The following is an 18,853-nucleotide window of genomic DNA, read 5'->3' on the forward strand; positions in this document are numbered from 1 at the left end:
CCCTATGTGAGGCAGCAGGTTACAGGAGAATGCAATGCGCAACGCGGCACTAACGCTTGGAATTATTGCGGGCGTGATCGGTATGATCATCGGTTTTTTCGGTTGGGGCTATACTGAGGCCATCGAGCGCTGGGGGGAGATCCCAGACGTCGCCGAGCAGGTAGACAATATACAGCTGGTGCGCGCGGGCGCTTTGTTGGCGCCAATGCTTGCGATTGCCGGTGGCGCAATGGCAAAAGCACGCGCGCTTTGGGGCGGTGTGCTTTTGATCCTATCTGCCCTGGGCATGTATGCCGCTTTCGGGTTCAATGTTTTCACGATGTTCCCGATCAGCTTTGCGGGTTTGGGCGGTATTCTGGCCTTGGCTGCAGGAAAACCGGATGAGCCGAAAGCTCATTTCTGATCAGGCTCTTGCTTTGAAAAGCCGGTCGAGCGACAGCGGACCGGCCCCCCTGATCACCAGGACAGCGAAAAGAAATACCCACATTGTGCGCTGATCCAAAAGCTCTTGCGGACTGTCGAACAGCGACCCGAGTTTGGCTCCATGCCCAGTTACATCAACGAGAGTCTGCACAGCAACGAAGCCAATCATGCCCAAAGCAGCCAGACGCGTGAGCAGTCCAATCACAATCAGGACCGGCAAAACGAATTCGGCTAATGTCCCCGCAAAAATGACAAGACGCTGAAAGAGCGACATCTGGCTTACGTCCCAGAGGACGGCTTCGGCGGCTTTGGGGAAAATCTGGCCAAAGGCGCCAGAAGAGGGGGAGAAGATGCTGCCATCTATCTTGAGCAGCGCAGAATTCCAAAAGTAGAAGAACAGTACAGCGAGAAACGTAAGCCGAGCCAACGTCGGCACATGTTGTTCAAGCTGGTCCAACCTTTCGGTGAGGCTGCTATACAGTGCGATAAGATTTCTCATGGTCCTTCCCTTCAATAATCCCCTGTTTTCAGGGTGTAATTTTCAGCGATGTGATCGCGTTTCCTCCGAGCAGAAGCGCGAGCAACGCGCCAAGGTCAAAGTTCGCAGCAACTTCGGAGCCAGCGGAGACGCCTTCGCCCAGTGTTTTGCCTTCCATCAACGCCGCCATGCAGGCGTAAGCGCCGGCAGGAAGAGCGTGCGGTGTCGGATCGAACTCGGCTCGGGTGATCAAAACATCTTGTGCGGTGGCCTCGGGTTTCGGTCCGTTGGCCATATTGAAAGCCCAGATGGCGTGCTGCGGCCACGGCGATTGCAGGATTTCGAGAGCCGGGGCAAAGGTCATAACCACGTTGCCAAGTTGCAATGGATCGATTTCTGCCAGCGCATCCGGCGCAATCGGGCTGGCATCTTCGGCGTGGTACGCACGACGCAAAGCAAGCTCCAGCTTAGCAACATCCCCAAGATAGCCCAGATGTTGCAGCGGCTCAAAAGCTGAGAGGAATTCAGGAAACCCCGCTCCATAGTGCATCATGAGTGGTGAAGCAGGAGGCGATTGTCGAAGAAAGACGCCTGCGATCGCGTTGAAGTTTTCCTCGCCAAGTAGCTTTGCGATGGTCGGGAAACCTTGCGCGAGAGCCTCGGTCAGGGAGACGGCGACGTTGTTGCGATAGACGTCGAACCTGCGGCCTGCGGCACGGCCTTTGTCGTCTACCAATCCCAGAGGGCGGTCCCGCGCTCCGTCAAGCAATGCGCCGCGGAATTCGGTTTGAGAGACGATCATGCCGGCACCTTTGACAATGCCGCTGTTGCGCGTGTGGCTTCGTCATGCAGCACGGTCCATTCCGGCACATCATTGTCCCACTCAATGAGGATGGGACGTGGACCGGAGAGTGCCAGTGTGTGATCCAGAAGCGCCCAGACGGGGTCAACCACTGGTTTTCCGTGACTGTCGATCAACAAAGGGCGACCGTGATCGTCTTCATCTTCGTCGTGACCGCCAAGGTGGATTTCGCCAACTTTATCAAGCGGGTAATCCGCGATGTAGTCCTTTGGGTCGTAGTGCAGATTGGTGGCCGAGACGAAGACGTTGTTCACGTCAAGCAGCAGTCCGCAGCCTGTCCGCTCAGACACTTCGCGCAAAAAGTCCGGTTCGGACCACGTGGACTCGGAAAAGGCGAGGTAGCTTGACGGGTTTTCCAGCATCATTTGCCGCCCGATGGTATTTTGCAGTTGATCTATATGATCTGCGACGCGGGTCAGGGTCGCTTGTGTGTATGGCAGCGGCAGCAAGTCATTCAGAAATGCGCCATCATGCGTAGACCAAGCAAGATGCTCTGAGAAAACCGTTGGATTTAGCCAACCGACCAAGTGTTTCAGCCGCGCCAGATGTTCGGGGTCAAGTGCGCCTTCACCGCCAATGGACAAGCCAACACCGTGAACGGAAATCGGAAAACGTTCGGCAAGATGTCGGAGTTGTGCGAGTGGCCGTCCACCTGAACCCATATAGTTTTCAGCATGAACCTCGAGCCATGCGACGTCGCCGGCGTCAGAGATCAGATCGCTGTAGTGTTGGGGTTTGTATCCGACGCCGGGTCTATTGGGCAGGGCAGTAATACGGGTTTCATCCAGCATGGCATGTCTCCAGAGTTGGCGTCGATATTGGGGGAGAATAACCCATCCCTGCTTGAAGTGTGAGGCCCCGGGGGGATGAACCCGGGGCCTCGCGTGTCGGGATCAACCCGGGATATCACGCTCCAGAGCTTCCAGGGCACCCATGCGGGCGGAGCCATCTGCCATTGCAGGCAGTTCCATGTCCGCGCATGTGCCGGCGTCAACCAGTTTCCATGCGTTGCCCTGATAATCTACGGTGGAGGTACCTGCGCAGGTTGTGCCGGGGCCGGCGGCGCAGTCGTTTTCGCCTGCCAGAGCAACGCCGTAGCACTTCTCTTTTTCAGCGGCAGAAGCGGTTGTTGCGTGTGCGCTCAGAGCAGCTGCGACGGCGCCTGCAACGGCGAGAGTTTTGACGGTGTTCGACATCTTCATTTCCCTTTCGGTGTTGAACTCGGCCGGGCATTTCCGCCTCGGCATGTCTCAACACTAAGGTTCCAGCACTGTAACGTGCCAATCACACGCCTGTGTGCCACAGGTATGTTATCGGCTGTAACAAAGGGAAATGTTGTCGAGTTAGACGCAAAAAATGCCGGCTTGCACCGGGCATTGAAGCAGGTGTGCCTGCGTGAAGCGCGGTACAGATCCCTCCAAGAATTCTGGGCGCAAATTGTCTATCTTTGCGATTTGTGCTGCGGTCAGAGCGGGGGCGGTTTCCGCGTCAGAAAAAAGGCTTTCGGCCCATTTTCCTTGGGCTTTGAGAAAACCTTGCCTTCCAGTACAAAGTGAAAATAGATCACAGTTTGCGATTTCCGGTCAGTTAGGATTGCCCGCTCGTCGGCCAAGGATTTGATCGGGCCACGCACTTCGCTCTGGCCGAAAAGACGATCAGTCCGTCACACTGAATGCGGAACGCGAAGTTGCGAGAACAGGTGGAAATCCGCATTTGGTTTGCCGGCGCCGAGACCGGTTTTGTCACACAACCGGGGCGAAAACGGCGATTGTTACAAAGATCAAGCGCGGTAAATCGACGGCTGTCGAACCCGAGAGCACGGTCGATGCCCGCTTCTGTAACAATTCATGGGCCTCGGAAAGGTCTGAGGTTGTGGAATCGCCCTTTGGTGTGGCCATCAACGGGCACTCGGCGAAGCAGATCGTGTATTAGGGGGCATTGGACCGTCGCTGACGCCGGAAATATTGAAAGTTTGACCTGCCAAAAACTGTCGATGCTGCGAACATAAAGAGGTTGTTGCCGGGATTAGAGGTGCCCGTGCCGATCCTAACAACGACAAAGGTGACCGTGGGATGTAGTAGGATAAGAGTCGATCGCCGCTTGCGATGATGGGTCCCGCAGGGTAGGGCGCGCCGTCTATGGTCAAGTCATTGGTCGCCAGCGATTACCTGTCAGGGTCATTGATCTGCGGTGCATATACAAAAGGAAATGGGGCGCGAATTCGCACCCCATAAGTTTGTTTCAGGTTAGTATCGGTGTCAGTCGGCGAGCAAGTCTGGCGGGGTTGCCTCGACAGAAAGCTGGGACACCATCTCGTCCAAAGACTTAACTTGTGTTTGTTTTTCACCGAGGCGACGGGCCGAAACCGTGCGGTCCTCTACCTCTTTCTTGCCGATGGCAAGAATTACCGGAACTTTGCCAACCGAGTGCTCGCGCACCTTGTAATTGATCTTTTCGTTGCGCAGGTCCGCTTCTGCGCGGACACCGGCGGCCTTGAGTGCTTCGACCACTTCGAGACAGTAATCGTCTGCATCCGAAACAATAGAGGCCACCACGACCTGACGCGGGGCAATCCAGAAAGGCAGTTTCCCTGCATGTTCCTCGATGAGAATGCCAATGAACCGCTCAAAGGAGCCAAGGCACGCGCGGTGCAGCATAACCGGCCTGTGTTTCTCGCCGTCCGCTCCGATGTAATGCGCATCCAGACGCTCGGGCAGAACGAAATCGACCTGGAAGGTGCCGCATTGCCAGACCCGACCAATAGCGTCGGTCAGGGAGAACTCGAGTTTTGGTCCGTAGAATGCCCCTTCACCCGGGTTCATTTCGGGCTCAACACCTGCGGCGCGCGTTGCATCGAGCAAAGCTTTCTCAGCCTTGTCCCACACTTCGTCGCTTCCCGAACGCGTTTCAGGGCGGTCGGAGAACAGAATGCGGAATTCCTCGAACCCAAGGTCCTTGTAAACCGCGGAAAGGAAGCGGATGAACTCGGCACACTCCGCACCGATCTGTTCCTCGGTTGAGAAGATGTGTGCGTCGTCTTGAGTGAACCCGCGCACGCGCATGATGCCGTGCAGGGCGCCTGATGGCTCGTATCGCGCGCAGGAACCGAACTCGGCCATACGCAGTGGCAGATCACGGTAGGATTTCAGGCCCTGTTTGAAGATTTCAACATGGCAGGGACAGTTCATTGGTTTGAGCGCGTTGATCGCTTTCTCGCGAGCGTGTTCTTCGTCCACTTCGACTATGAACATGTTCTCCTGGTATTTGTCCCAGTGTCCGGACTGCTCCCAAAGTTTGCGATCTACAACCTGAGGCGTATTCACCTCGACATATCCACCGCGTTTCTGGGCGCGGCGCATGTAGTCCTGCAGCATGGTGTAAATGGTCCAGCCGTTCGGGTGCCAGAAGATCTGGCCTGGCGCTTCCGGCTGTAGGTGGAACAGGTTCATTTCGCGCCCAAGACGACGATGGTCGCGCTTTTCGGCCTCTTCCAGCATATGAAGGTGTTTCTTGAGGTCTTCTTTGTTCTTGAAGGCGACCCCGTAGATGCGTTGCAGCATCGCGCGGTCGCTGTCGCCGCGCCAGTAGGCGCCAGCAACTGACATGAGTTTGAACGCGTCTGCAGGTACCTGACCGGTGTGGGCGAGGTGAGGACCACGGCAGAGATCCTGCCAGTCGCCGTGCCAATACATGCGCAGCGGCTCGTCGCCAGGGATCGCTTCGATCAGTTCTACTTTGTAGGGCTCGTTGTTGTCTTCGTAGTGTTTGATCGCGCGCGGGCGGTCCCAGACCTCGGTGGTCACGGGCTCACGCTTGTTGATGATCTCTTTCATCTTCTTTTCGATGAGACCTAGATCTTCAGGGGTAAAGGGTTCTTCCCGATCGAAGTCGTAATACCAACCGTGCTCGATTACTGGGCCGATGGTCACTTTGACATCAGGCCAGATCTCCTGAACCGCGCGCGCCATGATGTGCGCGCAGTCGTGACGGATCAGTTCGAGCGCTTCGGCGTCGTTGTCCTTGATGGTGTTGATTGCAATGCTTGCATCTGAATCAATTGGCCACTGGAGATCCCAGTGTTTGCCGTCGACCGTCGCGGAGATTGCTTTCTTGCCCAGCGAGGTGGAAATCGAGGATGCGACCTCGGCAGGAGTAATGCCGCTCTCATAGGAACGTGCGTTACCATCAGGAAAAGTAAGGGAAATATCGGCCATTAGCCTCAAGCTCCTCGTCAGTTTGGCGCCCACGGAACGCCCGGTTGCGGGTATATGGTTCGATGCGTGTTTTACGCGGGTTTTTAGGCAAGTCAAGAAACAGATCGGGGCGCTCCTGTCAGAGCGCCCGCGAATTGTCAGTTAAATCCGATGCGGAAAACGGAATAGGCCATCAAGAGAACGCAGACCCATCCACCCAGATATATCATAGGACGCACCGGCAAGCGCGCGATGCCGGAAATCATTCCGATCGCATGAGCGACCCGCAACGCAAAAAACACAACGGCTGCCCATAAAGTAAGTGATGTGAAGCCATCCTGCTGGTTCAGGATAAGTACCAGTCCGGCGAACGGGAGGAGTTGTTCCAGCAGGTTGAGATGTGCGCGATGTGCGCGGTGCACCCACTCAGGGTATTCGCGCAGGTCGGCTGGCCGGGCAAAGCTATCGCCTGAAACCTCATATTTGTTCACACCCACGATAAAGGGAATCCACATCGAGGCGGCAAAGATCATAAGACATGTGAGAATACCGATTTCCGTTGGCATGACATTTATCCCAGTGGGTAGCCGAAGCGGCGGGCAGGGCCGACCTCAAGGAAGGACTTTAGGGCCGATGCAAGGCGCGCCCAACCTTCTCCGACCCCATCTTGGCCCTGCGGGATATTGTAATGTTCGATGGTGAGTTTCATGGCATCGCCAGAAGCTTCGACCAGATACACGCATTTGGACGCGGGGGCGTCAGGTCCGAAGAAATGCGGCTCGAATGTCAATTCGATCCGGCTCTTGGGGTCGATCGCTGTGAGTTCAAAATCGAGCATGCGGGACCCGTCTGGCAGTAAAAACGATTGCCGGTCGCCTGAGGCTGACAGATCACCGCGTACGGTGTCGCACGCAAAGTGATACTGGGCGGCGAGGTCGCCCTTTGTCAGGGCATCCCAAAGGCGGTCATGGGTGGTTTCTATGAAGGTTTGCATAACAAAGTCAGGGGCAGGCACAGTCATTTCAGGGCTCTCCAATTGAGATTTTAGGTTCAATACTGCTCTGGCGCTGGGTTTCTCGATCAAAGGATCGATCCAGTGATCTATGGCCTGTTGAAGTGGTAAAACGTTCAGGTAGTGATGTTTGAAACGGCCTCTTTTGTGGGCCACGACCAATCCGGCTTCTTCCAACACAGAGAGATGCTTCATGACGCCGAAACGGGTCATTTCGAGCTGTGTTTGAAGCTCTTGCAAGGTTTGCCCATTCTTCCGGCGCAAGCTGTCCAGAAGGGTGCGGCGGGCTGGGTCGCCCATAGCTTTAAAGATCGCGTCCATAGAAGTCTTATAGGTTACCAATAGATCACGTGACAATATGGTAACCTATTGGCGACGTGCGGTCAGCGGCGAATTTTCTTCCAAAGGTCTGTGTTTGCAGGCTAAATCAGCCAGAAGTTTTTTGGGGAGTTGGCATGGTGTCGATGCTGAAAACGCCGCAAGGGCGGCGAATCGCGTACCACAAGACCGACGGGGTTGGGCCTACCGTGGTCTTTCTCGGAGGTTTGAAGTCTGACATGGAGGGCACGAAGGCAATCCATTTGGAGGAGTGGGCAAGGACCCGAGGCCAGGCGTTTTTGCGATTTGACTACTCAGGCCATGGAGAAAGCAGCGGCACTTTCGAGGACGGTTGCATCGGCGATTGGCACGAAGACACGGTGGCTGCAGTCAGCGCGCTAACTGAAGGACCTTTGGTTGTCGTTGGATCTTCGATGGGCGGTTGGCAGGCGCTTTTGCTGGCAAAGGCGATGCCTGAGCGGATCGTCGGCTTGGTTACAATCGCCGCAGCGCCGGATTTTACCGAGGACAGCTATTGGGCGGGCTTTGACGACGCGCAGAAGGCGGCCCTGGAAGCCGTTGGATACGTCGATTTGCCGTCCGACTATATGGAGCCTTACCGCATTACGCGGCGGATGATCGAGGATGGGCGCAAACGTCTTGTTTTGCGCACACCCCTTTCCCTGCCGTTCCCTGTCTGGTTCCTGCAGGGCACCGAGGACACAGCGGTTACCAGCGAAACGGCGATCAAATTGATTGAGCACGCGGACGGCACAGACATGCAGCTGTTGATGGTAAAAGGGAAGGACCATAGGTTTTCGGATCAATTTTGTCTAAAATTGATTGAAACAAAGGTGGAGGCGGTGCTGAAAGCGTCGGAAGTTGCATAATGCGGACATTTGGAAAATTTCTCGGACGCTTGATCGTTTTGTTGATCCTGGTTGCGGGCGCGATGTGGATTTTCGGTCCATATGAAAGCATTTCTGTCGAACCGACGATTTCTGAGGCCGATGTGGATGCTGACGTCGAAGCATATTTTGCGGCTCAGGAAGCGCGCTTTACCGACATCACCGAAGGTGTGGAAAAGCGGGTTATCTGGGCAGGTGAGAAGGGCGCGCGCACAGATTTGGCCATCGTTTATGTGCATGGCTTTTCCGCGACAAGTGAGGAGATCCGGCCGGTTCCAGACCTTGTTGCAGAAGAACTGGGTGCGAACCTCGTATTCACACGTCTTGCAGGTCACGGACGGGACGGTGAAGCGCTGGCCGCGGCTACCGCCCAACAATGGGCCGATGATTTTGCGGAAGCGATGATTGTCGCACGGCGCATTGCCGATGATGTCGTTGTCATAGGGACATCAACAGGCGGCACAGTTATCGCGGCAATGGCTGATCAACCCGAGGTTATGGCAAACGTCAAAGGATTGGTCTTTGTATCGCCGAACTTTGAAATCTACGACCCGGCAGCGGCATTGCTGACGTGGCCAGGTGCGCGCCACTGGATTCCATTGATCGTTGGCTCGGAGCGGGCGTTTGAGGCGTCAAATGACGCACACGCGAAATATTGGACAACTGCATACCCAACGGTCGCGGTGATGCAGATGGCGGCGCTCGTAAAACACACGGACGGTCAAGATTTTGAAGGCCTGACTCAACCGGCAATGTTCGTTTTTTCTGACGGAGACAGAGTGGTTCAACCTGCAAAGACACGCGCGGTGGCGGAACGGTGGGGCGGACCTGTAACGCTTGCGCCCCAAACCCTTTCAGAAGGATCGGACCCTTTTGAACACGTGATTTCCGGCGCGATCATTTCTCCGGCCGAGATCGAAGGTGATGTATCGGAAATATTGAATTTTATTAACAGCTTGTAGGTGGTTTCTCATGTCTCATGTGAAGTTCGAGCAACGGATTAGTCTGATCACATTGGCAGCCAGTGATCTGGAAAGAGCTGCAGGCTTCTATGAAGCTCTGGGATGGCAGCGCGTGCCGAGTCCGGATGGTGTGATCGCCTTTGATCTCATTGGACAGACTCTCGGCCTATATGACCGCGCAGCATTGGCTGACGATCTGGGGGTGCCGGCGGAAAGTGTTGGTGGGTTCTCGGGCATCACTCTAAGCCATAATGTGCGTAGCGAGGCCGATGTTGCGCCCCTTCTGACGCGAGCGGAAGAAGCAGGTGGGCGGATTTTGCGCCCGGCTGGCGAAGTATTCTGGGGAGGGTTTATCGGCTATTTTGCGGATCTTGACGGACACATTTGGGAAGTTGCGCACAACCCCTTTTCCAAGCTGTCGCCAAAGGGTGAATTTCGCTGGGAAGGGTACTGACAGCATTGACCTTTTGCCGATTTCGGGCAGATTGGCGAAAAAGAACAAGACTGGGGAACGGGCATGAGCGAACCATTGGTTTTGCTTCCGGGCATGATGTGTGATGCGCGTGTGTTTACGCACCAGATGGCGGCGCTTTCACGTGATCGCGCCGTGACAATTGCGCCAATCACACAAGGCGAACGCATTGGCGACATTGCCGCGTTTTTGCTGTCCCAGTTGCCGGAAAAGTTTGCTTTGGCAGGGCTGAGCATGGGCGGCATCGTGGCCATGGAAATTTTGCGTCGCGCACCGGAGAGAGTGACCCGAATAGCCTTGTTGGACACCAATCCATTGTCGGAGTCTCCGACTTCGGCGGCGGCTTACGAACCATGGATTGTCAAAGCGATGGCTGGTCAGCTGGATGATGTTATGGCCGATTTCATGCGCCCGGAGTACCTTGCGCCGGGGGCTGGGCGGGCAAAAGTTTTGGCACAGGTGCAAGCTATGGCGCGAAGCATGGGCCCTGAGGTTTTTGTCCAACAGGCGCGCGCGCTGCAACGTCGCATGGACCAGCAGAAAACGCTGCGACGGCTTAAGTGTCCGGCGCTTGTTTTATGCGGCGAGCACGATGGCTTAACTCCCGTGAAACGTCACCAGTTCATGGCGGAGCTGATCCCATATGCAGAGTTGCGGGTTATTGCCGACGCAGGGCATCTGCCGGTACTGGAGCAGCCTGAAGCGACTACCAAGGCCTTGCAAGACTGGATGGGACAACCATTTGTCTTGCAATGAATGCAAATGACAAAACCGATCTGAAACGCCGCATCCGCCGCTTCAAGGCCTGGGTGCGCTTGAAAGTGCCAAACGGGTTTCGATTTGGGCTTGGTGTTCTGTTGATCTTATGCGGGCTCGTCGGGTTTTTGCCTGTGGTAGGTTTCTGGATGCTACCATTGGGTGTCACGATAGTCGCAATGGATTGGCGTTGGCTGAAGCGCAAGTTGGGGTGCAGAGAGCCCTAGTCCAGATCACGCATCACGTCGGCCGCAATTTCGAAGCTCTTCAGGCGTGCCTGATGATTGTGAATCATACTCGTCAGAATGAGTTCATCGGGTTGGTAACGCGCAATCAATGTTTCAAGATCTTTGCGGACGTGGTCCCGATCTCCCTGTGCCGTGACACGAAGAGCGTGGTTGACGGCGCGGGCCTCACCCTCGGTGGCAACCTCTAGAAAATCATCAACAGGAGCGGGTAATGGGCCGGGGCTGCCTTTGCGAAGGTTTAGGAAGCCTTGTTGCATAGACGTGCGTATGCGGGTTGCCTCGGAGTTGGTTTCCGCGGCAAAGACGTTCACCGCGAGCATGAAGCGAGGCTCTTGTGTGATGCCCGGCTGAAACCGGTGACGGTAGAGCGTGACGGCTTCTTCCAGCGCGTCCGGTGCGAAATGGCTGGCGAAGGCGTAAGGCAGGCCGAGTTGGCCGGCAAGCTGCGCGCCAAAGAGGCTGGAGCCAAGAATCCATACAGGCACACCTGTGCCTTCGCCCGGAACGGCCCGCACTGGTTGGGCTTCGTTCGGCTCTTGCAAAAAACCCATGAGTTCAATCACTTCCTCGGGGAAACGATCTGCTCCTGACATACCGCGACGGAGTGCCCGCATCGTATTCATGTCGGTTCCGGGCGCCCGTCCGAGGCCAAGATCAACGCGGTCGGGGTACAGTGTAGCCAACGTGCCGAACTGTTCGGCAACCACCAGAGGCGCGTGATTAGGCAACATAATCCCGCCAGAACCAACGCGGATCGATCGCGTGGCCGCCAAAACCTGGCCGATCAGGACAGCGGTGGCCGAAGACGCGATTCCACGTGAATTGTGATGCTCGGCCAGCCAGTAGCGCGCGTAGCCCCAGCGTTCAGCATGTTGTGCAAGATCCAGTGTGTGACGGAGAGCGTCACCTGCGGTTTGGCCAGAAGGGATCGGGGCGAGGTCGAGCAAGGAGTAGGGGATCATCGGATTGTCCTGATTGCGTGGACCCAAGATAGGGACAATCGCTCGAACTCCAAGGGCGGGAACGGTGCGTCAAAAGAAATTCGGGGTCCGCTGGACCCCGAATTTTTATGTCTCTTAAATTCAAGCGGCGTTCTTGTTAGCCGCTTTGCGTTTGGGTTTGGGACTGTTTGCGTCGATAAATTCGAGCACCAATGGGCGGATGTTGTTGCGCCAGCTTTTGCCCGCGAAAATCCCGTAGTGTCCTGCGCCAGGTTCAACATGGCTCGCCTTCTTATTGTCGGGCAAGCCTGTGCAGAGGTCGAGGGCGGCGATGCACTGTCCGGGCGCGGTGATGTCGTCTTTGGCGCCCTCAACGGTTTTAACAGCGACAGTGGTGATTTTTCCGATGTCCACCTTGCGGCCCGCGACAACAAATTCGTTCTTGGCGATTTCGCCCTTTTTGAAGATGCGTTCAACGGTTGTTAGATAAAATTCCGCAGTCATGTCCATGACAGCAAGGTATTCATCGTAAAATCTATTGTGGGCGTCATGCTCGGAGGCTTCGCCCTGAGCGACGCGCATGATTTGATCGGAGAACGCCTTGGAATGGCGGTCGGCGTTCATGGACATAAAGGAATAGAGCTGTAGCAGCCCTGGATAAACCATTCTTCCAACGCCGGGATATTTGAAGCCAACACGTTGGATCATGGTCTCTTCGAGTTGGCCCATGGTAACGCGATGACCAAAGTCGGTAACGTCAGTAGCGGCGGCATTCGGATCAATTGGTCCGCCTATCAGCGTGAGCGAAAGAGGCTGAGCCTTGGGGTCTTCCTCTGCGAGGTAGGCTGTTGCTGCCAAGGTCAACGGGGCAGGCTGACAAACTGCAATAACGTGTGTGTCGGCACCGAGTTCTTTCATAAAATCGACAAGATAGAGCGTGTAATCCTCAATATCGAATTTGCCTTCGCTTACGGGGATGTCGCGCGCATTATGCCAATCTGTGATGTAGACTTCGCAGTCAGGGATCAGGCTTTTAACAGTGGAGCGAAGCAGGGTCGCGTAGTGGCCGGACATCGGCGCCACGAGCAGGACCTTGCGGTCCATCGGCTTGCGGCCGGAAACGTCAAAGTGGATCAAGTCGCCGAACGGACGCTCAACAACTGTGTTGACGTTGACGATGTGATCCTTGCCGTCTTCGCAGGTAAAGCTGTCAATGTGCCAGTCAGGTTTGACAATCATCCGCTGGAAACTGCGTTCGGTGACTTCGCCCCAAGCCGCCATCCACTGAATGGCTGGGTTCGGGAACAACGCCATTGCGGGAGAAGACGCCATAGCGGTGGCGGTGGCCCCCAACCATTGGTTGGTGTTGCGCATGGTTTCCATAAAATCATACGTGGCCATGTAACGCATGGGGTTCTCCTTTACGTTGGGGTATCCCCAACTCTGAAAGCTCCCTATGATATTTTAAGGGGGAGCCATGTGAATGCTGCGTAGCAGCGAGACTAGGGCGATTAGGTTAAGATGACAACAAAAGACACAGTTCCGGGCCAGAATTTGGACCTCTTGAACGCCAATCTGGCCAAAGTCGAAGAATTATCGCGCCGCCTTTTGGACATTATGGGGCAGCATAAGCCATTGAGATCAGAGCTAAATGCGCCGGAAGCCGGAATGTTTGTCAATGCGGCTGCTGTCTATTGGCAGGCAATGGCAGACAACCCCGGAAAAGTCCTCGAAAGTCAGATGGATCTCTGGGCAAAGTCGGTTAAGCACTACGTTGATGCGCAGCACATGTTGATGCAAGGCAAGTTTGCTGCACCGCAGGATGACACGCCAAGGGACCGGCGATTCTCCCACGAAATGTGGCAAACCAACCCCTACTTCAACTTCATCAAGCAGCAGTACATGCTCAATAAAGAGGCAGTCGAGACAGCTGTAAAAAATCTTGAAGGACTGTCCATCAAGGAGCGCCAGCGGGTTGAATATTTCAGCCAGCAGATCATCGATATGATGGCCCCCACCAATTTTTTGGGTACCAACCCAGAGGCGCTTGAAAAGGCTTTGGAGACGGACGGACAGTCACTGGTCGACGGTCTTGAAAACCTGATTGATGATCTCGAGGCCAACAACGGTGAGCTTTTGGTAAAGCTTGCGGATGACACTGCGTTCGAAATCGGACGCAACATTGCGACAGCCCCCGGCAAAGTGGTTTTCCGCAATCGTATGTTCGAGTTGTTGCAGTTTTCACCCACGACCGAGAATGTCTATGAGGTGCCTTTGCTGATCTTTCCGCCGTGGATCAACAAGTACTACATCCTCGACCTTAAAGAGCAGAACAGCCTGATCCGCTGGCTCACCGACCAAGGGTACTCCGTCTTTGTGGTCAGTTGGGTTAACCCTGACCCGAGTTATTCCGATGTGGGTATGGACACCTATATCGAAGAGGGTTTCTTGACCGCGATCGACCAAGTCAAACAGATCAGCGGGCAGGAGCAGATCAATACCGTCGGCTATTGTATCGCGGGGACGACTCTCAACCTCACTCTGGCGCTTATGAAGCACCGTGGGGACAAGTCTATCAAGTCGGCGACCTTCTTTACGACGCTTACCGATTTCAACGATCAGGGAGAGTTTACGCCATTCCTTCAGAATGATTTCATCGATGGAATTGATCGGGAGATCGAGGAGACGGGGTTCTTGCGTTCGTTCATCATGCAACGCACCTTCAGTTTTCTGCGGTCCAACGACCTAGTGTATGGGCCAGCGATCAAGTCGTACATGATGGGAGAGGCGCCACCTGCTTTTGACCTACTATATTGGAACGGAGACGGATCGGGACTTCCGGGCAAGATGGCGCATGAATATTTGCGGCGCCTTTGTCAGGACAACCAGTTTGTAAATGAGGGTGTCGAGTTTTGCGGCGAGCGTTTGCATATTTCCGATGTGGATGTGCCGATGTGCGCGGTCACTTGCGAGACAGACCACATCGCACGTTGGAAAGACTGCTACTCCGGCTTTCAGAAAGCCAAAAGCCGATCGAAGACCTTTATTGTCTCGCAGTCGGGCCACATCGCGGGCATCGTTAACCCACCGAGTAAGAAAAAGTATGGTCACTATACGAACAAGGACCTGAAAGGCTCCGCCGACGAATGGATGGCGGGGGCTACTTTTCATGAAGGATCCTGGTGGCCACGTTGGGATACATGGCTGTCTTCGAGGTCTGGAAAGAAAATTGCAGCACGTGTCCCCGGCGATTCGACACATAAAGCCATGGCCGACGCGCCTGGTTCATATGTTTTGAAGCGGGCAATTATCTGATTTAAAAGACATTTCAATATTTTTGCTGCAGCGCAGCAAGAAAAAACTTGAAATGCTGCGGCGCAGAATAGATATTGGTCTCGAGACTAGAAACGCGGGCCCTCCCCAGAATTTACTGCCCGCACCCGATTTGAGGACTAGAGACTATGGCTAAAGCAGCAGCTACCGATGCAACCGCATTCCTGAAAGACATGATGGGTGCATTCCCGGTCGACACTTCTGCATTTGAAGGCGCGTTCAAAAACACCGCGTCTCTGAACGAAAAACTGGCAGGCGTTGCTCTGTCTGCAGCAGAGAAATCTTCTGAGATCTCTTCCAAGTGGACCAAAGACACCATCGCCAAACTGGCTGATATGTCCAAGGCGAAAGCCGAGCCCGCCGACTATGCCAAAGCAATGACCGACTTCGCTTCCGCTCAGGCTGAAGTTGCAGCTGAGAACATGGCCGCTTTCGCTGAAGTTGCGAAAAAGGTTCAGATGGACACCGTCGAGTTGCTCATGGCGGCTGGCAAAGAAGCCACCGAAGAGGCAACCGCCGCTGTAAAAAAGGCTACCGATGAGGTGACTACCGCAGCGAAAAAAGCGACTGCCAAGTAATCGGCGACGGTCGGCTACTCACTTCCTCCCCAGCAGTAGCGGATCGCGCGGGCAGGCCATTGGCCTGCCCTTTCTTTTTTCTTTGCTCATTTTTCTGCACTCGCATAAGCTTTTCCGCAGCGCACAAAAATCTGGGGAGACTGAAGTGGCGGACGACAACAAACCACTCTTGATCAAACGCTACGCCAGCCGGCGCCTGTACAACACTGAGACCAGCGACTACGTCACGCTGGACGACATAGCCGGCTTCATCCGGTCGGGCCGCGAAGTTCAGATCGTTGATCTGAAAAGTGGTGACGACCTGACCCGACAGTACCTTTTGCAAATCATTGCCGAACACGAAAGCCGGGGCGAGAATGTCCTGCCGGTGAATGTGTTGAACGATCTCGTTCGGGCCTACACGACGCAAGCAACATCCATGGTGCCCCAGTTTTTGCAGACCTCTTTCGACATGCTGCGCGAGAGCCAGGAAAAAGTCATGGAGAGTATGGGCGGCGGGATGAAGATGCCGGGATTTGAGGCCATGCAGGCCCAGCAAGAAGCCTTTATGAAGGCAATGACTGGCGGGATGAACTGGGGCTCGACGCAACCGGGTGAAGCAAGCGAAAAGCCAAGCGAGGGCGAGGAGCTTGACGACATCAAGAAGCAGCTTGCGGAGTTGCAAGACAAGCTTTCCAAGTTGAAATAGAAAGGCAGGGCCGAGGCCCTGCCTTTTTTAGTCGCTGGGTTGACGTGCCTTTAGGCTGCGGCACGTCCCATGACATCTTCTGCTGCACCGGTTAGGGCGCTGGCAATGATGTCCAGTTCTTCTGTTTTGAGGCGCGCAGGCAAGCGCACGTCGCATGCTTTCATCAACATAGCTCGGGTTTTTGGCAGCTCGGGTAGGTTGGGCACAAATTGCCAGTTCCAGAAGGCACGTGCGTTGTCGGTTGACTGGCCAAAGACCTGAACTTTCACACCGCGGGCATTGGCTGCCTCCTGGAATGCAAGGATCTGCTTGGTGTCCAAGCCAACCAAATTGAACTGGATGCTGTCGGGAGCACGTTCCTCGGGGTCAAGTTTCTCGGGAACCTGGAGCCAGTCGGAGCCATTGAGAATCGCTGCGACGTAATCGTGATTGGCGCGTCCATCGCGCACCCGACGCGGTACTTCGCCCAACTGCGGGCGGATAATGGCGGCTGCCATGTTGGACAGGCGCAGGTTGTAGAGTGGCAACTGATTTTGCCAGCGACCAAATGCTTCTTCAAGCTCCCCTGTGTTGTCGCCTTCGGGGGCTTTGTGCTTTTTCCAGTTGTGTTCATATGCACCGGACATGATGACAGCGCGGGCAATCAGGTCAGCGTCGTCGGTGACCATAATTCCGCCTTCGCCCGAGTTGACCAGCTTGTAGGACTGGAAAGAAAAGCATCCAACGTTGGCAATCGTACCGATGTTGTGTCCGTTCCACGTGGTGCCGAGACTATGCGCCGCGTCTTCGATGACAGGGATGTTTCGCGCGCCACACAAGTCCATGATCGCGTCCATATCGGAGGTGTGTCCGCGCATGTGGCTGATGATGACGGCGTCGATGTCGTCGTCGAGTCGCTGTTCGAAGTCTTCAATGTCGATGCGGTAGTTTTCCCCGACTTCGCAAAGTACGGGAACGCAATCCGCGTGAACGACCGAAGACGGCACTGCGGCAAACGTGAATCCGGGAAGGAGAACACGCGCGTCACGCGGTAGATTCAAGGCCTTCAAGGACAGGAAAAGCGCGGCAGAACAGGAGGATACGGCAAGAGCATACTTGGTTCCAAGCATTGCCGCGAACTCGGATTCCAGCAGGGACACCGGCGCGTTCTCAGGTGCCGTGTAGCGGAACAGATCGCCAGTTTGTAGTAAGCGCTCGACTTCGGCTCGGGCTGCTTCTGGGATCGGTTCGGCGTCGTAAACGTTCGGCGGAAGAGTCATAGATTTCATCTTTCTTAAGCTCGACTTTCAAAAATCTAAATCAATCGGGCGGGCATGGCTAGGCATTTCCGCACTTTTTACGTGAAGATTGTATGAAATCGCCGTTCTGTGTTGCGCTAGACGCCGAGACGGTCCCGTAAGCTAAACCACGTCATTGCGAGCGCGAGAAGCGGGCTGCGCAGGCGAGCGCCGCCAGGGAACGGTGTGGCAGGCACCCGAGCCATCGTGTCAAACCCATCTGCCTGACCAGCGATGGCTGCCGCGATGAGTTGGCCTGCGTGCGTCGCTGTGCCAACCCCGTGGCCGGAGTAGCCGGATGCGGTAATGACCTTGTTGGATAGTCGTCGCAAATAAGGCATGCGCTTCATGGTGATCGCAAGAGTGCCGCCCCAAGCGTAGTCTATCTTTACATTCTTAAGATGTGGGAAGATTTCGACCATGGGCTTGCGAACCGTGGCCGCGATGTCGGCTGGGAAGCGATAGCCATAGCTTTCTCCTCCACCAAAAAGCAGGCGTTTGTCATTGCTAAGGCGGAAGTAGTTGATGACAAATTTTGTGTCTGCGATCGCCACATCTTTCGTCAGCACCTTGGCCGCCTCTTCTCCGAGAGGTTCGGTTGCGGCAATAAAATTGTTTATGGGCATCACTCGCCCGGCAACCTTTGGTTCAAGGTCTCCGAGATAACCATTGCAGGCAAGAACAAGGTGATCCGCGGTGACCTTGCCAGCGCGAGTGCGGATGGTGATTTTGCTGCCTTCCGAGATGCCAGTGACTTCGCTGGTTTCGAAAATCTCAGCGCCGGCAGAATGTGCCGCTCGGGCCAGGCCGAGTGCGTATCTGAGCGGATGCAAATGGCCTGCGCCCAAGTCGAGGCTCCCGCCAACGTATTTGGGAGACGGGCACACGGCCTGCATCGCATCCCGGTCAAGCTTTTCGATTTGGTCATAGCCATACCGCTCGCGCAGATGGTCGGTGTAGGCGTGTTCTTCGCGCGTTTCCCGTTCGGAGAAGCACGCATGGGCGATGCCGGGTTTGTAGTGACAGGGGATGTCGTGGGTGTCGATCAGATTTCGGACAAGTGATTTGGCCTCTTCGGCGAGTTTCCAGAGTTTCGTGGCATCATCTTGTCCGACCAGCTTTTCGAGCCCGTCTTGTTCCATACGCTGGCCGGTGCCGAGTTGACCGCCATTGCGCCCCGAGGCGCCGAAGCCTACGCGTTGCGCCTCAAGCAGGATCACGGAAATCCCGCGCTGCGCCAGATGGAGCGCAGTGGACAGGCCGGTATAACCCCCACCGACGATGCAAACGTCGGTCTGCCGGTCTCCTTGCAAAGCGGCGAAAGGGGGCAAGGGTTCTGCAGTGGCGGCATACCAACTGTCGGGATACTCTCCCTTGCGATCATTGCTGTAGAGCAGGTTCATG

Annotated in this window: 19 protein-coding genes; 8 read left to right on the forward strand and 11 right to left on the reverse strand. The window is 55.4% G+C overall.

Going from position 1 to position 18,853, the window contains the following annotated elements:
- The first annotated feature begins 34 nt into the window (after positions 1-34).
- The gene (locus BXY66_RS04970; RefSeq protein ID WP_132859056.1) at positions 35-403 is read left to right on the forward strand and encodes a hypothetical protein; all 369 of its coding nucleotides are present in this window, start codon (positions 35-37) and stop codon (positions 401-403) included.
- Here the strand turns inward: BXY66_RS04970 and BXY66_RS04975 are convergent, their stop codons facing one another.
- From BXY66_RS04975 to BXY66_RS05005, 7 genes are all read right to left on the reverse strand, one after another.
- Entirely contained in the window at positions 404-922 is a 519-nt protein-coding gene (locus BXY66_RS04975) for a DoxX family protein (RefSeq protein ID WP_132859057.1), read from the reverse strand.
- A 28-nt stretch (positions 923-950) separates the two neighbouring features.
- Positions 951-1,703 (reverse strand): HvfC/BufC N-terminal domain-containing protein, encoded by a 753-nt coding sequence (locus BXY66_RS04980; RefSeq protein ID WP_132859058.1) that lies wholly within the window; start codon positions 1,701-1,703, stop codon positions 951-953.
- Entirely contained in the window at positions 1,700-2,554 is an 855-nt protein-coding gene (gene bufB, locus BXY66_RS04985) for an MNIO family bufferin maturase (protein WP_132859059.1), read from the reverse strand. Before bufB ends, BXY66_RS04980 begins: the two co-directional genes overlap by 4 nt.
- A gap of 102 nt (positions 2,555-2,656) precedes the next feature.
- Positions 2,657-2,959 carry a BufA1 family periplasmic bufferin-type metallophore gene (locus BXY66_RS04990; protein ID WP_132859060.1) on the reverse strand — a complete coding sequence of 101 codons (303 nt, stop codon included), beginning with the start codon at positions 2,957-2,959 and terminating at the stop codon, positions 2,657-2,659.
- A gap of 1,062 nt (positions 2,960-4,021) precedes the next feature.
- Complete coding sequence (gene thrS / locus BXY66_RS04995; protein ID WP_132859061.1) at positions 4,022-5,977, reverse strand: threonine--tRNA ligase; 1,956 nt, start codon at positions 5,975-5,977, stop codon at positions 4,022-4,024.
- A 137-nt stretch (positions 5,978-6,114) separates the two neighbouring features.
- Complete coding sequence (locus BXY66_RS05000) at positions 6,115-6,522, reverse strand: MAPEG family protein (protein ID WP_243694294.1); 408 nt, start codon at positions 6,520-6,522, stop codon at positions 6,115-6,117.
- A gap of 5 nt (positions 6,523-6,527) precedes the next feature.
- Positions 6,528-7,289 carry an ArsR/SmtB family transcription factor gene (locus BXY66_RS05005; protein WP_132859063.1) on the reverse strand — a complete coding sequence of 254 codons (762 nt, stop codon included), beginning with the start codon at positions 7,287-7,289 and terminating at the stop codon, positions 6,528-6,530.
- Between the two features lie 134 nt (positions 7,290-7,423).
- On the opposite strand from BXY66_RS05005, the gene BXY66_RS05010 reads away from it, so the two are divergent.
- From BXY66_RS05010 to BXY66_RS05025, 4 genes are all read left to right on the forward strand, one after another.
- Positions 7,424-8,176 (forward strand): alpha/beta fold hydrolase, encoded by a 753-nt coding sequence (locus BXY66_RS05010; protein ID WP_132859064.1) that lies wholly within the window; start codon positions 7,424-7,426, stop codon positions 8,174-8,176.
- Positions 8,176-9,156: an alpha/beta hydrolase gene (locus tag BXY66_RS05015; protein WP_132859065.1), complete on the forward strand. Its 981-nt coding sequence runs from the start codon at positions 8,176-8,178 to the stop codon at positions 9,154-9,156. The genes BXY66_RS05010 and BXY66_RS05015 overlap by 1 nt, the downstream gene beginning before the upstream one ends.
- Positions 9,157-9,166: 10 nt before the next feature.
- Positions 9,167-9,610 carry a VOC family protein gene (locus BXY66_RS05020; RefSeq protein ID WP_132859066.1) on the forward strand — a complete coding sequence of 148 codons (444 nt, stop codon included), beginning with the start codon at positions 9,167-9,169 and terminating at the stop codon, positions 9,608-9,610.
- 63 nt (positions 9,611-9,673) lie between these two features.
- Positions 9,674-10,384 (forward strand): alpha/beta fold hydrolase, encoded by a 711-nt coding sequence (locus tag BXY66_RS05025; protein WP_132859067.1) that lies wholly within the window; start codon positions 9,674-9,676, stop codon positions 10,382-10,384.
- Positions 10,385-10,607: 223 nt separating this feature from the next.
- On the opposite strand, the gene BXY66_RS05035 is transcribed toward BXY66_RS05025, so the two are convergent.
- Together BXY66_RS05035 and phaZ are read right to left on the reverse strand one after the other, a co-directional pair.
- A complete protein-coding gene (locus tag BXY66_RS05035; RefSeq protein WP_132859069.1) occupies positions 10,608-11,594 on the reverse strand; it encodes an LLM class flavin-dependent oxidoreductase in 987 nt (328 codons plus the stop codon).
- A 120-nt stretch (positions 11,595-11,714) separates the two neighbouring features.
- Positions 11,715-12,983: a polyhydroxyalkanoate depolymerase gene (phaZ, locus tag BXY66_RS05040; protein WP_132859070.1), complete on the reverse strand. Its 1,269-nt coding sequence runs from the start codon at positions 12,981-12,983 to the stop codon at positions 11,715-11,717.
- 111 nt (positions 12,984-13,094) lie between these two features.
- Between phaZ and phaC the strand changes: the two genes are divergently transcribed.
- The 3 genes from phaC (at position 13,095) to phaR (ending at position 16,172) form a co-directional block, all read left to right on the forward strand.
- Positions 13,095-14,888, forward strand: a complete 1,794-nt coding sequence (phaC, locus tag BXY66_RS05045; protein ID WP_132859071.1) for a class I poly(R)-hydroxyalkanoic acid synthase — start codon at positions 13,095-13,097, stop codon at positions 14,886-14,888.
- Between the two features lie 146 nt (positions 14,889-15,034).
- Positions 15,035-15,484: a phasin, PhaP gene (locus BXY66_RS05050; RefSeq protein WP_132859072.1), complete on the forward strand. Its 450-nt coding sequence runs from the start codon at positions 15,035-15,037 to the stop codon at positions 15,482-15,484.
- Positions 15,485-15,629: 145 nt separating this feature from the next.
- Positions 15,630-16,172 carry a polyhydroxyalkanoate synthesis repressor PhaR gene (gene phaR / locus BXY66_RS05055; RefSeq protein WP_132859073.1) on the forward strand — a complete coding sequence of 181 codons (543 nt, stop codon included), beginning with the start codon at positions 15,630-15,632 and terminating at the stop codon, positions 16,170-16,172.
- Positions 16,173-16,222: 50 nt separating this feature from the next.
- Here phaR and BXY66_RS05060 read toward each other — a convergent pair whose 3' ends face one another.
- Together BXY66_RS05060 and BXY66_RS05065 are read right to left on the reverse strand one after the other, a co-directional pair.
- The gene (locus BXY66_RS05060; RefSeq protein WP_132859074.1) at positions 16,223-17,431 is read right to left on the reverse strand and encodes a DegT/DnrJ/EryC1/StrS family aminotransferase; all 1,209 of its coding nucleotides are present in this window, start codon (positions 17,429-17,431) and stop codon (positions 16,223-16,225) included.
- A 116-nt stretch (positions 17,432-17,547) separates the two neighbouring features.
- The gene (locus BXY66_RS05065) at positions 17,548-18,852 is read right to left on the reverse strand and encodes an NAD(P)/FAD-dependent oxidoreductase (RefSeq protein ID WP_132859075.1); all 1,305 of its coding nucleotides are present in this window, start codon (positions 18,850-18,852) and stop codon (positions 17,548-17,550) included.
- Position 18,853: the final 1 nt, after the last annotated feature.

The organism is Shimia isoporae (assembly GCF_004346865.1).
GTDB classification, from domain to species: Bacteria; Pseudomonadota; Alphaproteobacteria; order Rhodobacterales; family Rhodobacteraceae; genus Shimia; species Shimia isoporae.

Bases quoted from the DNA above. Each gene is read 5' to 3' on its own strand.
- BXY66_RS05015 (WP_132859065.1), top strand. From the start codon at position 8,176: ATGCGGACATTTGGAAAATTTCTCGGACGCTTGATCGTTTTGTTGATC.
- phaZ (WP_132859070.1), bottom strand. From the start codon at position 12,983: ATGCGTTACATGGCCACGTATGATTTTATGGAAACCATGCGCAACACC.
- BXY66_RS04975 (WP_132859057.1), bottom strand. From the start codon at position 922: ATGAGAAATCTTATCGCACTGTATAGCAGCCTCACCGAAAGGTTGGAC.
- BXY66_RS05065 (WP_132859075.1), bottom strand. From the start codon at position 18,852: ATGAACCTGCTCTACAGCAATGATCGCAAGGGAGAGTATCCCGACAGT.
- BXY66_RS05025 (WP_132859067.1), top strand. From the start codon at position 9,674: ATGAGCGAACCATTGGTTTTGCTTCCGGGCATGATGTGTGATGCGCGT.
- BXY66_RS04990 (WP_132859060.1), bottom strand. From the start codon at position 2,959: ATGTCGAACACCGTCAAAACTCTCGCCGTTGCAGGCGCCGTCGCAGCT.
- bufB (WP_132859059.1), bottom strand. From the start codon at position 2,554: ATGCTGGATGAAACCCGTATTACTGCCCTGCCCAATAGACCCGGCGTC.
- BXY66_RS05010 (WP_132859064.1), top strand. From the start codon at position 7,424: ATGGTGTCGATGCTGAAAACGCCGCAAGGGCGGCGAATCGCGTACCAC.
- BXY66_RS05000 (WP_243694294.1), bottom strand. From the start codon at position 6,522: ATGCCAACGGAAATCGGTATTCTCACATGTCTTATGATCTTTGCCGCC.
- BXY66_RS05060 (WP_132859074.1), bottom strand. From the start codon at position 17,431: ATGACTCTTCCGCCGAACGTTTACGACGCCGAACCGATCCCAGAAGCA.
- BXY66_RS05005 (WP_132859063.1), bottom strand. From the start codon at position 7,289: ATGGACGCGATCTTTAAAGCTATGGGCGACCCAGCCCGCCGCACCCTT.
- BXY66_RS04970 (WP_132859056.1), top strand. From the start codon at position 35: ATGCGCAACGCGGCACTAACGCTTGGAATTATTGCGGGCGTGATCGGT.
- BXY66_RS05020 (WP_132859066.1), top strand. From the start codon at position 9,167: ATGTCTCATGTGAAGTTCGAGCAACGGATTAGTCTGATCACATTGGCA.
- thrS (WP_132859061.1), bottom strand. From the start codon at position 5,977: ATGGCCGATATTTCCCTTACTTTTCCTGATGGTAACGCACGTTCCTAT.
- phaC (WP_132859071.1), top strand. From the start codon at position 13,095: ATGACAACAAAAGACACAGTTCCGGGCCAGAATTTGGACCTCTTGAAC.
- BXY66_RS04980 (WP_132859058.1), bottom strand. From the start codon at position 1,703: ATGATCGTCTCTCAAACCGAATTCCGCGGCGCATTGCTTGACGGAGCG.
- BXY66_RS05035 (WP_132859069.1), bottom strand. From the start codon at position 11,594: ATGATCCCCTACTCCTTGCTCGACCTCGCCCCGATCCCTTCTGGCCAA.
- BXY66_RS05050 (WP_132859072.1), top strand. From the start codon at position 15,035: ATGGCTAAAGCAGCAGCTACCGATGCAACCGCATTCCTGAAAGACATG.